This is a genomic window from Aureliella helgolandensis, assembly GCF_007752135.1.
GTDB classification, from domain to species: domain Bacteria; phylum Planctomycetota; class Planctomycetia; order Pirellulales; family Pirellulaceae; genus Aureliella; species Aureliella helgolandensis.
This window is the reverse complement of sequence record NZ_CP036298.1, coordinates 1967372-1980588: the sequence shown is the minus strand read 5'-3', so window position 1 is coordinate 1980588 and position 13217 is coordinate 1967372. Positions and strand designations below refer to the sequence as shown.

The window sequence follows — 13217 nt, the reverse complement described above, 5'->3', positions numbered from 1 at the left end:
GAGGTAGTGCACCGGGTTTCCTCCTTGGGCGTTGCGCGAGCAACGCTCCCGAAGGCCAAGCTTAGCACTCCTGCTAAGACGCCCTCCCTCCTACCACCACTCGCCACGTGTCGATTGATGACTTCTTGCGTGTGACCGGGCAGACTTGATTCCCACGGCTATTTCATGTTCAGTGGGGAGCAATCCTCCGGCCAGAGCTCTCATCGCGACTCATCTTCGCTTGCCATGGAAGAGAATCGTCTTCGAACGATGGACTGCTGCGGTGGACCCACGCGAACGGTGCATTCGAGCGATGAGAAGGTTACTGCGGATAGATCTCCCCTGCGATGCCCCGCCTGGTGATTCGCTGGTGATACGCGCGGGGAAACAGCGAACGTTGCTAGCAAGCATCGACACGGCCTTTCAGACTGTCTCTGGGACGCCGCCTACCGATGCTTCCTCTAAGTCAACATCGGATTGTGATCATCGTGATGGACTAGCGCAACATCATTCAGGCCTCGGGCGAACCAGGGGTAGATCGTGGGAATTACCAGCGACGTCAACAGCGTCGAGGTAATCAGTCCACCGATGACGACGGTCGCCAACGGTCGTTGCATCTCGGCACCATCGCTGGTGGACAGGGCCATCGGCAGGAACCCGAGGCTGGCAACCAGTGCCGTCATCAATACCGGTCGCAAGCGGACCAAAGCCGTGTCATGGCTGACGTCTTGGAGCGGCATACCCGACTTACGCGAGTGCTCCGCGGCGCTCACCCAGACCAAGCCATTCAAAACCGCGACACCGAACAGGGCAATAAAGCCGACGCCCGCAGAGATGCTAAACGGCATCTCACGCAAGTACAGCGCGATGATGCCCCCGGAGGCCGCCATCGGTACAGCAAGGAATATCAATAGTGCCAACCGCAACGAACCAAGACTCGTATGCAACAGCAGCATGATGATCATCAATACGATGGGGGTAATGATTGCAAGTCGCAGACTGGCCGATTGAAGATTCTCAAAATCGCCGCCCCAACGAATTTCATACCCCGGAGAGAACTCGACCTTCTCTGCCACCGTTGCTTGAGCTTCGGTAACGAATGTGGCTACATCGCGACCGCGCACATTGGCGGAAATAAATGTCCGGCGACGATTTCCTTCGTGCTCGATTGTAGGCGGGGTCTCTTCTAGACGAATATCGGCTAGCTCCTTCAATGGAACCGCTTTGCCATTGGAATCAGCAACGGGGACTTGCTCCAGAAGCTTGAGATTCTCCCTCCATTGCACAGGGACGCGCACCATTATCGGATAACGCGCTCGTCCCTCAAAAATCTGGCCCACTTGAAATCCGCCCATCGAGGACACGACATCCAATACCGTTTGCGCGTCAATTCCATATTGAGCTAGAGCTTGCGGCTTCGTCTTAATCGTTAGCGTTGACAAATTGGCTTGGTAATCGGCTTTAACATCGACCGCACCTGGGATTTCACGCAAGACCGCTTCAATCTCCTTGCCTTTCGCGCCCAGCACTTCCATATCGTCGCCGTAAAGCAGCACTGCCACATCGGCTTTAACGCCAGCCACCAGTTCATCCACTCGCATTTCAATGGGCTGAGTGAACCCGAATGCTACCCCCGGAACGTTGGCGTTGAGCTCTGCCGACATTTGCTCGATCAACTCATCCCGTGTTTTGTGACTAGGCCAATCATGAACGGGCTTCAACAAAACCCACACATCAGTCTGATGAACGCCCATTACGTCATTGGCGATTTCCGGACGCCCAGTCTTTGAGAACACCGTCTTCACTTCAGGATATTTCTTGAGAAGCTTCTCGATCTGAGTCGACATGGCGATCGATCCTTCAAGCGTGGCACTTGGCAAACGCAATGCTTCGACCAACAAGTCTCCTTCTTCCAGACGCGGCATGAATTCCGCACCAAGATGGCGCCCCATCGGCAGACTCATCGCGAATACGGTGAGTGCGATCGCAACGGTAGCAAAGGGGTGCTTAATCGCTCGCGTGACCAATGGCTCGTAAAAGAATTTGACGATCCGCACCAGCAATACGTCCTCTTCCTTCATCTTCTTGGGCAGAAAGAGCGACGCCATCGCAGGCATGAATGAAAGTGAGAGAATCATGGATCCGCCGAGCGCGAATAGTACGGTCAGAGCCATCGGCCGGAACAGCTTTCCCTCCGTGCCTTCGAGCAGGAGGATTGGTAAGAACACGACTGCAATAATCAATTCACCGAACATCGTTGGCTTGCGGACTTCCACGGCAGCGTCGCGAATGACATCTTGATGTTTCGCGTCCCCATTGTCGTGTGAGAGTTTACGGATGCAGTTTTCGACCATGATAACGCTGCTATCGACGATCAATCCAAAGTCAATCGCTCCCAGGCTCATCAGGCTGGCCGTCACGCCGGTGTAGGCCATCACGTTGGTGGCAAACAGCATCGAAAGCGGTATTGCGAGCGCCACGATGATGCCAGCACGAAGATTGCCAAGCATCAGTAGCAGCACGACGATCACCAACATGCCGCCTTCGGTCAAGTTGGTCAAAACCGTATTGAGCGTCCTGGCAATTAGTGCCGCTCGGTCATAGGTCACTTCCAGACGCACCCCCACGGGCAGCGTAGCCTCAATATCCTTGAGACGCTCCTTGGCCGACTCAACGACCTCCCGCGAGTTCTCGCCAATCAACATCATCACCAATCCGGTTACCACTTCACCGCGTCCGTCACGAGTCACGGCGCCCTGCCGCGTCATCGGTTCGATGCTAACTTCAGCAATATCTCGCACTAGTATTGGATTACCATCGGCTTCGCGACGAATGACGACATTCTCGATATCATTCTCGTTTTCGAGCAGCGACACGCCGCGAATGAACCGCTGTTCGCCGTGGTGAATCACGTAACCACCGCCAGACGTGTTGTTATTCGCCTGCAGCCGTTGAAATAGCAATTCCATTGGAATGCCGTAGCTGGTCATTCGATCGGGATCGGGCTGAACCTCGAACGTTTTGTAGTAGCCACCATGGGTATTGATCTCGGTGACACCGTTGACCTGCCGCAGCTTGGGCGAGATCTCCCACTCCAGCATCGTTCGCAGCTCCATAGGCGAATGGCGATCACTGCGAACTTCGAACTGCAATATTTCGCCGAGAGCCGTGGTCAATGGGCCAATGGTGGGTGTCCCGTATCCCTGTGGAATGTTGGCGGCCGCGTCTCCCAGTCGCTCGGTCACAAGTTGCCGGGCGCGATAGATGTCGGTGCCTTCCTCAAACACGATCGTCACGACCGAGATTCCAAACTTGGATACGCTGCGAAGCTCTTCCACATCGGGCAAGCCGCCCATCGTGTTTTCCACGGGGTAGGTCACGTACCGCTCGACTTCGACCGGCGACAGAGAGCCGGCGTCGGTCACAACCTGCACTTGGACGTTCGTCATGTCCGGAACGGCATCGATTGGCAGATTGAAAGCGGAATAAAATCCAGCTCCAGCCATCAATAGCGTCAAGATGATTACGAGCCCACGATTGACGAGCGAGAATTCAATGATTTTGGTAAGCATGTTGTCGCGATCCGAATTTCTCTATCGCTGGCCAGATGCTCAGCACTGTGTTTTTTGGGGAGGACGAAAGGGAGGCAAGAAGTTGAACGAGTGTGGAAGCTATTCGCCCTCTCCTTGTAGCAGGAATTCCGACTTCAACAGGAATGCGCCACTGGTCACGACCAATTGTCCTGGCGACAGCCCCTTGGTGATCTCCACCCAATCGTCGGAAGCCTGGCCAGTGGAGACGTCGACCCGTTTGAATACACCGCCGCCCACATCCACGAATACGAACTGTTGATTCTCGTGCTGCAACAGCGACTCAGGCTTAATGGCCAACACCTGCCGAGCTTCGCCGATCGGTACTGTCACTCGAACGAACATGCCGGGTCGAAGCAAGCTCTCTTCGTTCTCAATTCGTGCAACCAGGGGGACCGAGTTCGTATCCGCCTGAACCTCACGGCCAAAGTACCGCACCTTGGCGAAAAAGATTCGATCGTTGAGAGCCGGAACCATCACTGACACCTCAGCGTCTGTCTGCAACGCGACAACCGACCAATCGCTTTCTCGAATGCTGGCTTCCACCGTCAGGGAATCCGTGTTTGCCAGTACGACGAGCGAATCACCACGCATAACTCGCTCGTTCTTAGCAAAGCCCTGGGATTCGACGCTACCGGCAAACGGTGCTCGAACTTCTAGTCGCGACAGCGAGTCTTCGCTGGTCAAGTTCACGACGTCTCGATCTTCTTTGTAGCCCAAAAGTGTTTCGAGCGATTGCCACGCCAGATTCAATTGGCGATCGGCTTGGGCAACACTCGCTTCGGCTTTCATCATCGCTTGGTTCGCAGCAAACGTCGCTTGATCGCGTGCAGTACGGAAGGCTGTTTCGGCCAACTGCCGCTCGCCTTCGCGTTCGAGGACTGCTCGACCAGCGACTGCGCCGGCATCTACCAGCGGTCGTACTTTTGCAATTAACTCATCGGCCAATTGCATATTTGAGTAGGCTGACAAAATCTCTTGGCGATAACTACCCAGGGCACGATTGGAAAAAGCCGTCTCGATCTCGTCGACCGGCTTCCTTTGATCGAGCATTTCGCAAACTTGATTCAAATTCTCGGACAGCGTCATCTCACGCTGCAAAACCTGCTGAGCAATGTCGCGTTCCTTCTGCCTTTTTAGAATCTCGGCGCGAGCTTGGCCGATTTCAGGACTACGAAGTACAGCGATCAAATCACCGGCCGCAACATGGTCGCCAGGTGTAACGACGAGTTCGGCCAGAATCCCATCCATCGGCGCCTTCACATCGACATGCTTGGTTTGGTCATAGCGTAAACGACCTGGCACCGTGTGCATGTGTTGAATAGCCTGTTCTTGGACTGCGACACTCTTGAACTTCGCGGCATTGAGCTTGCCTTCAGGCAACGCGAGCGTGTCGTTGGGCCCAGCATCTTCAGCGATGTCAACGGCTTCGCCGCCGCTGCTACCGCCTGAATTGATGTGGTGCATCACCATCCAGCCGCCTCCCATGACAGCCAAAACCAATAACGTCGGCAGGCGTTTAAGCAAGGATGCAACCACACCAGGCTTGGCTTGGCGTGCGCTAGCGTGGGGCTCATTGGGCGAGGATGATAGAGCTGGCGTTTGATGGTCAGGCATCGTTTGTGCATTTCGAGGTTGGCGAGCAGGCGGTCGGCGTCTTACTGTTAGCATCAATTGTGCCAACCAGCAAAAACGAAGGTTTTCATTGGAATTTGGCGATGCAAAGCGCCCTCGCGGACATCCCGCGGATTCTCCAAGGCAAAGACATTCACCACCCCAGTGGACAGAATCTGTCCACTGGCCACTTCTGTCGAAAAACAATTGGACTCAGGTCGCCTCAGAAAGCCTGCAGAGGTCGCAGACGGGGCCCAAACGAACCAGAAGTGCAAGAAGCTGGGGGCATTCGCCTGCCATCGCTCGCCCATGCCCGGCTCCCCCCCTTCCCGGGCTGTTGAAATAGTAACCCGCCGCGTCAGCAAGGACAGGTGGTCGCCACTACAGGACGATTAGAGATGCCGCCTCCACGTGAAAACTCCAGACGCTATTCAATCAACAGCCCGTGGGGCGAAGGGCTTATAAATGGGCAAGCTGTGAAGCATGCAGCAAGATTCTCAGCCGACTCGGCCCGATGCCCCCGCCAAGGCGTCTCCAAACGCGAGCAACGGATTGGCAGCGCCGGTAGTAAGCGGCTCAACCGCAGCCGTTGACCTGCACTGGCGTTGGCCGGGGCGTCAGCTACGGTTCAACCAGTGAGAAAAATCCGCCTCGATCCTGCTTGAGTTTTCCCTGTTTGGCTAGTTCCTGCCAGACAGCCTTGGGAAACTGGTTGGGCGGTGTAATGGCGACGATGTTCGATTGCTGCCCAGAGGACGTAGGCCCATAGCCCAGCCCCGATTCGTCGTCCAATCGAGTCAGCTTGAGGCGTTTGCGGAATGCCTTCATCGCCAACCGCAGCTCCTCCTTCGAGGGTGGTTCGGGCACAGCCGTGGCTTGGGGCTCTTCCATAATTCGTTCCTTAGTAGATCAGTGGACACTCGTTGGGTCTTGTCGACACAGTTGGGAGTTTACTCGGGTTCAACGCCACAAGCGAGGCTCTTGCCGGAAACTCTGCGCAGAAGCAGAATCGACCAGCGGGAGGAGAACGAAAGGGACAAGCTGGATCGTTCTCGTTGTGCATCGTTGGACAAGTGGAGCGGCGAACGAGTTGTCCCAGGGCGGTTGCGGATGAAAAGCAAGTTTCATCCTAGCCTATCCCGCTGGTCGAATCGGCTATGAAAGCCGTTGCGTCGTACTTTCGATCGGAAAATTTCGTCACCGCTAACGACGCTTACCAGCATTCCCCTGTGAGGTCGCGCCAGCCCCGGTTGGCTTGGGATGGTTCTGCGAGCAAGCGGTTTCCTTCGGGCTGGTCGATCTGGTGCGTCCCTTTTTGCAATCGCAGTAGCTCGCGTAGCCGGGAACCAACCTCGAACCCACCCAGCGAAGCAACGAGATTGGTAAATGGTCGATTGTTCATGAGGTTTTGCTATCTTCTCCGTCCGGGGCGGTTCAGCGTTTCGAGCTGCCCCCAGAACCCTCCGATGATGTGCGGATACTCGCCCGGCGTGACGTGATAGTGCGGACCACGATCGGGATCTTCGTGAAGATTGAAGGCGTTGAGCGGATTCCTGGTGTCGTCTTTGGCAAGCAACCCTTGGGATTCGTAAGGCCCGTAAACCGGAAAGCCATCGAAGGCAAATCCGATTACGCTGGAATGAGCTTGGCCCTCGTCGCTCCAAGGTGTTTTTACGCACACGGGATACTTGTGGTAGTGGTATTGTTGCTGAGGACTTGGGTGCCCGCAACAACGATCGAGTCGCCAAACTGCATCGGTTTCAAAAATGTGGTCGAAAGGGTTGAAGAAGATCACACCGTTGGTCGCCACGCCAATCGCCCCCATGGGCAGTGCTTGGTTGGAATTCTTTTCGTCCATCGCGAATGCGGTGGGATCGCGTTTAGGTTTAAGCGGAAGATGCCACGTATTCGCCTGCTCCTTGATGTACGACGGATTGCCGTCCAGCATCCGCCAACGATCGGGGAACGTGGCTGTTGGATGATTCGGCAGATTGCGACTTCGCATCACCAAATGCTTGTCGGTGAAGGAGATGACAACCGCATACGGTTTGGGCTGGTCTTTTTCAACAGCTTTGCCTTCGAAGTCCAGATAGCCAGCTCGCAGCCACGAACTCATGTTGTCGGCAAATGGTGCTTCAAACCGATCGGATTTGTACAGCAATTGGTTTGAGTTCGTGTAGTCGAACTGCTGGGGAGGCTTCCGCTCGCTACCTTTCGGGTCAAAGTACCAACGTCCGCCGAGTGCCACAAGCGTCGCGGCGTCCGGTTGCGGAAACTCGCGGATTGTAGGTTTCGCAGCTACATACTTTTCTGGTGTATCAATCGGCTTCAGGTCCATTGAATTCACCCAAAACTCGCTGCGTCTCTGCTCGCCCTTGCCATTGGCAAAACCGACACTCAACTTCACGGTATCAACTTCCGCGAACGGCGTGCGAAAATCCATCGCGTAGGTTCGCCAGGTCGAGTGGCCCAAGCTTTCGTTCGTATCTTTATCGAAGAAGTCCTTCCGCTCCTGCGACACCTGTGTGTAGATTCGCTCTTTGATCAGGTCCAGAGAATCCGTGCCGCCGTTTTGAAAGAACTCAACTTTCAAGTACAGATCGTCTTGGTCGACAGTGAAGTTATCTTGTGCGAGTCCGGAGATGTAGAATCGATACCAACGCTGAGCTGGCGAGACACTGCTGCTAATCAGCGAAGCCTCACCAGCATACGTACCGTTGCCATCGAAATCTTCCCCCGAAAGCAAACGCACACCGCGTCCATTGGATTCAACTCGCGGATCCCCCAGCACACCATATTTCGCATCACCTCTGAGTGTGGCCGTTGCAAGTGACTCGCCCTCTTGCAGATGTTGGGTTGCTGTTACGGCAAGCGTGTGTCGGCCAGAAGCCACGCTTTGGCGAGCGTAGCTACCGTCGCCAGACGGTGGGACGGGGCCATCGGTTTGCACGACGACTTTGTACTGAGCCAGCTGGGACAGCAACTGCGAGACGAGCTTGGCCTCCGAATCTGCCAGATCTTTTGCCTCAGTGGGATCAGACCGCAGGTTGTACAGTTCCGTGCTGCCGTCGGCCAACTGAATCAATTTCCAATCATCGCGAATGATCGCATGATCGTTTTCGGCAATGACGATCGCTCTTGATATCGGCTTGTTGCTGATCAATTGTGACCACAGACTTATCCCGTCGAGCGGCTTGGTGGGGGTAAGCGTGACTCCAGCGGCCTCGGCCAGCGTCGGAAACAAGTCATGGATCGCAAAGAGTTGTTCGTTCTCGGATCCAGCTTCCAATACTCCCGGCGCGCGGACAACGCAAGGAACATGAATTCCACCCTCGTACACTTGACGCTTCTGGCCGCGAAATGGAGCGTTGGTTCCCGCCCGTACCGCGCCGTTATCCGAAGTGAACACGACGATGGTATCTTGGCGAAGGTTTTGTTTGTCAAGCGCAGCAAGGATCCGGCCGATCCCTTGGTCCAGCGAGTCAATCATCGCGGCATACGTCGCTTCACGCTCATTCATTCGACCGCGGTACTTGGCAACCAGAGTTTCGGGTGCCTGAAACGGCGAGTGCGGCGCACTGAACGAAACGACCATGCAAAACGGCTGGCTGGAGACGCTTCTATTAATTTGACGCACCGCTTCGTCGGCCAATAGGTCGGTTACGTAACCCTCTTCGTGAATCTTCTGTCCGTCACGCTGCCAATCGACTTGCCCTTGGCCCGCCGTATGCCGGTAGTAGTCGATGGACGCATCGAGAAAACCATAGAAGTGATCGAAGCCTCGTTGGCTGGGTTGCGCCTCTTTACCGGCAAGCCCGAGATGCCATTTGCCAATCAGACTCGCTTGATAGCCTGCCTGCTGAAACATGCGGGGGAGTATTGTCTCGCTGCTTGGAAGTCCTTCGTCACGGGGACGAACGGGACCAGCAATCCCGTAGCGTTGAGGAAAGCGACCTGTCAGCATGGCGGCACGAGCCGGACTGCAAGCAGGGTAGGCGTAGAACCGATTCAGCCGGACGCCTTCGGCTGCCAAGCGGTCAATGTTTGGCGTTTGTACGCTTCCGCCATGAAAGCCGACATCGCCCCAGCCGAGATCATCAGCGACCAAGATGACAATGTTCTTGTGAGTTTCAGCGTGCGCAATTGAAGCAACCGTCAATACGGCGGCAGTCAACAACACCAGCGCGTTACCGACAAGTCGAATAGGCCGATCATTCAATAGGGGCATGACAAAATTTTCCAATGCGGGTGTTTGAGTCAAAGCGGGGTGTATTCTTAGAAACCCTGCGCACCGAAATGATCTACAGGCCTATTCTCAAGAAAAGAAGAAAAGGGCCGCCACGGAGTACTATTGGGACCACGTCTCGAACAGCCGAAGAAGGGACATCATTCGAGGGGTGGCATGTCTCGGCAGGGTCATTTCCGCTCCTCGCACCGGTCGGACTAGGTTGTGACTCCCGCCCACACCGCCTTGCGGGCCACGGCCTTGCAGAACCTGGGATAACTCGACATCCATCGGAGGCTATTCGGAGGCTATATTGTCCCCGTACCATAAACGTCCAACCTAGGCATGCCACATGTGAATCCGGCTTCCCTCCGTGAGGCTGGCCAAACGAAACAAAGCAGCGGCGATTCCGCCAGGAATCGGACGGATCTGCAAGACGGACGGGTTTCAAGCGATAATTCTTGTAGATTAGAATTGAATCGGTGCCCTCCACTCCAAAATCCGACAGCCATCACCTGTCAGCCTGTTTCGGGAACGGTTGGGACGATTTCACTGGTTGTGGGGGCACCCCACTTCAAGAGAAACTCCGCTGAATGTGCCCAAGCAGGTGATAGCACAGCCAATGCTGCATCAGGCTTCCCAGAGGAATTGACGCAACGCTACTACCAACGACTCATGAGCCTTCCCTTGAATTTCAGCGGCGGAGATGGAAATGAAGACATCGAGCGGCAGCTCAAACATGGCGATTTGTCACTGTTTGCCGATGCATTTTCGCGCCATCGCCCCCGCTTGTGGCAGATCATCCATTTCAGGCTTAGCGACCAGATTCGCGCCCGTGTTGATGCTGATGATGTATTGCAGGAGGTCTACCTAGATGCTGAAAAACGGCTCAGTCACTACGTCGAGGGCAATTTCCCGTCACTGTTTCTTTGGCTACGACTCGTTACCGGGCAAACACTGAGTCGAGTGCATCGCCGACACCTGGCCACCGAATCCCGCTCGACCTTGCGCGAAGCTAGCCCGAACGACGGAACCCCGTGGGGCAACACGTCGTTGTGTCTTTCACAACGCTTCATTGCGCATCTGACTTCGCCTAGCCAAGCGGCAGTAAAGGTCGAGTTGATCGCCGAAGTCAAAAAGGCGTTGGGTGAGATGAGTGACATGGATCGCGAAGTCGTTGCACTGCGCCATTTTGAAGAACTCACGAATCAGGAAGTTGCGACCGAGCTTGGAATCTCCCCCAAAGCAGCCAGTATTCGGTATGTACGAGCGTTGGAACGATTGCGGTCCGTGCTGGAAAAGCTGTAAGGCAGGCGATCTGGAAAACTTCGCAAATTTTTCGGTAGAAGTCTCTCAGCGGCCGGGTTTAACCGAGTGACACCAACTCACACCAACCTCCACAGGCCCAATCATGAAGCGTTTGTTTTTGCTCACGGCATTCTGCGTGTACGCCTTGTCATTCAGCGATTCTTATGTCAATGCTCAGCCTCCCGGTGGCCGTCCCGGTTCAGGCGGCGGAAGACAATCGGGTCCCGGGGGCGAAGGACCGGGAGGTCGCGGACAGAAGATGAGTAACCCTGCAGCTCAACAAACGCCACCACTGCTGCGAATCTTTGATGCAGATGGCGATGGTGAACTATCTTCGGAAGAGATCGACGCGGCCGCCAATGCCTTGCGGAAACTTGATCAAAACCGCGATGGAAAGTTAACCGCCGAAGAATTGCGTCCCGCGGGTGCCGGGGGACGGGTGCCGGGAGGAACAGCACCCGGAATGCGACAAAGCCGCGAACGTCAAGGACCGGGAGGCCCGCCGGGCGGCGGATCTCCTGGAGGAGGACGATCCGGTGTGGGTGCTGCCAGCGGGCGTCGCGGCGGCGATCTTGCTCAGACCGACGCAGCGTTTGCGGAGGAGATTATGGCCTTTGACGAAAACATGGACGGTGCGCTCGGCAAGTCCGAATTGCCCGAGCACATGCACAAAGCCTTTGCGAGCGCCGACGCCAACCAAGACGGCGCGCTGGACGAAGGAGAGCGACTTGTGCTGGCGTCGCAGTTCCATCGCAACTCTCTAAATCGGACCGGAGACGCTCCAGTGAATGTGCCAACTCAAGGCCGACGCCCGCAACACTAAAGTTGAGTTGAAAGACCGCCGCGCCGGGAGCCAGCTTATCTTTCGGTGAGCGGCCGGACATCCCGAAATCGTGGACGGATGGTTGCATAATCGGGCGCGTAAAAGAGGGATAGGCTTCCCCCAGCAAATAGCGTGCATCGACAGACTAGAAGCCTATCCCACGATTCAGCCAATCAGACCTCGACGAATTCCGTTGCCTCCCAATCACCATCTCATCAAACGAGTCGACTCATGAAACGCTCCAGCATTCCAGTTCTGTTCAGCTTCGCAACTTGGATAGCAATCGTGCTGATTTCCGAGACACTGGAAGCACAACCCCCGCAAGGTCGAAGGCAAAGCGGCCAAGGGTTCGGCCAAGGTCTACGTGGTGCTGGGCAAGATCGTCCAGGGCAAGATCGTCCAGGGCAGGTCCGTCAGGGGCGTGGACAGGCCGGAGGCCAGCGTGGTGGGCAAGCATCGCAGAGTGGTCGTCCGCGTGATCGCGAGCGTCCACGTGACATCGAATTCAACCAAAAATTTCCGATCGGGGCCGAACTTCCTGCGGAACTTGAAGTCTACAATGTCGATCGGGAGTTGGTGCCAGTGAATAGCATCTTCCAGGCGAAGTACACCGTGATCGTAGGTGGCTGTTTGACATGCCCCGAGTTCCGAAATTCCTACCCCGAGATCGAGGCGGTTGCTCGCGATTTCAAGGATCGAGGTGTTGACTTCTACTTCCTGTACCAATCCCTCACACACCCAGAGAATTGGGGATTCGTGCAGCCATCGTCGATCGAGGACCGGTTTGCTCAAGTCGACCATGCCAAGGAGCTGTTGCAAACTCAAATCCCGTGGTTGACGGATCCAATTGACAACCGCTTGAAAACTTACTTCGTCCTAGCTCCGAATTCACAGTTCGTATTCGACCAAGCGGGTAAAGTGGTGCATCGCAATTCATGGGGACGCGGCTCAAGCCTTCGCGAATCGCTGGAGACGCTGGTCGGCAAGCCGGAAACACTGACCGTCGCCCAAGACTTGAAGCTGCCTCGTTTCGAACGTCACATCACGCCCAAGAGCGAAATGCTTCTGGAACGGGTTCGCGTGGAAGGGGTGGCTGTTCCGTTGCGTGTTGAATCTGGCGGGCAAAGCAATCCCGTCTCTGCCTTGCGCTCAATCAATTTCAATCCGTCCAATCGTTATGTAAAACTTCGGCCAGAGGCTGACCAACAATTGATAGAGACCGGAACTGGTAAGCTGTATCTTGGCTTTCGGCAAGACCCGGTACTGGGAGCGAGTTGGAATAACTTGGCCGATCCACCGGAGTACAAGATCGTTGCCGAAGGTGCGACAATCTCAGCTGCAACAGGGCAATCGAAACCTTTAGAAGCTGAATCAGACAATGAGCCCCGCGAGTTCTTGATCGATGTCAAGGACTGGGACGCGGACCAACCAATTTCGGTAAAGATCCAGTACTTTGCGTGCAACAAAGAAATGGGGTGGTGCACAGCGGTACAACAGGAATTCACTGTCTGGCGGGACAAAGACGAAGCGGCAGGCATGGTCAACGGGCGAAGTCACTTTCCGGGCGGTGCAAGTCAGCGCGGTCAAGGCCGGCCCGGTGCAGGACAGAGACCACGGGGTCGGTAACGGCGCAGCCGACGTAGCTACGCTCGCCAGTGCGTGGCCCCAGTTGCACCGT

The 13217-nt window shown here is 55.6% G+C and carries 8 protein-coding genes; 3 read left to right on the top strand and 5 right to left on the bottom strand.

All coding sequences use genetic code 11. The features are described 5' to 3' along the window. Positions 1 to 440 precede the first annotated feature (440 nt). The 5 genes from Q31a_RS06990 to Q31a_RS06970 form a co-directional block, all read right to left on the bottom strand. Positions 441 to 3551 (bottom strand): efflux RND transporter permease subunit, encoded by a 3111-nt coding sequence (locus Q31a_RS06990; RefSeq protein ID WP_145075953.1) that lies wholly within the window; start codon positions 3549 to 3551, stop codon positions 441 to 443. Between the two features lie 99 nt (positions 3552 to 3650). Continuing rightward, positions 3651 to 5186: an efflux RND transporter periplasmic adaptor subunit gene (locus tag Q31a_RS06985; RefSeq protein WP_197356371.1), complete on the bottom strand. Its 1536-nt coding sequence runs from the start codon at positions 5184 to 5186 to the stop codon at positions 3651 to 3653. A gap of 618 nt (positions 5187 to 5804) precedes the next feature. Next, entirely contained in the window at positions 5805 to 6074 is a 270-nt protein-coding gene (locus tag Q31a_RS06980; RefSeq protein ID WP_145075947.1) for a hypothetical protein, read from the bottom strand. A 322-nt stretch (positions 6075 to 6396) separates the two neighbouring features. Next, positions 6397 to 6585: a hypothetical protein gene (locus tag Q31a_RS06975; protein WP_145075944.1), complete on the bottom strand. Its 189-nt coding sequence runs from the start codon at positions 6583 to 6585 to the stop codon at positions 6397 to 6399. A gap of 9 nt (positions 6586 to 6594) precedes the next feature. Beyond that, positions 6595 to 9411: a sulfatase-like hydrolase/transferase gene (locus Q31a_RS06970; RefSeq protein WP_231691096.1), complete on the bottom strand. Its 2817-nt coding sequence runs from the start codon at positions 9409 to 9411 to the stop codon at positions 6595 to 6597. Between the two features lie 471 nt (positions 9412 to 9882). Here Q31a_RS06970 and Q31a_RS06965 point away from each other — a divergent pair, with 471 nt between their 5' ends. The 3 genes from Q31a_RS06965 (at position 9883) to Q31a_RS06955 (ending at position 13165) form a co-directional block, all read left to right on the top strand. After that, positions 9883 to 10716: a sigma-70 family RNA polymerase sigma factor gene (locus tag Q31a_RS06965; RefSeq protein ID WP_231691095.1), complete on the top strand. Its 834-nt coding sequence runs from the start codon at positions 9883 to 9885 to the stop codon at positions 10714 to 10716. A gap of 103 nt (positions 10717 to 10819) precedes the next feature. Further along, the gene (locus Q31a_RS06960; RefSeq protein WP_145075941.1) at positions 10820 to 11539 is read left to right on the top strand and encodes an EF-hand domain-containing protein; all 720 of its coding nucleotides are present in this window, start codon (positions 10820 to 10822) and stop codon (positions 11537 to 11539) included. 231 nt (positions 11540 to 11770) lie between these two features. Beyond that, complete coding sequence (locus Q31a_RS06955; RefSeq protein ID WP_145075938.1) at positions 11771 to 13165, top strand: hypothetical protein; 1395 nt, start codon at positions 11771 to 11773, stop codon at positions 13163 to 13165. Positions 13166 to 13217: the final 52 nt, after the last annotated feature.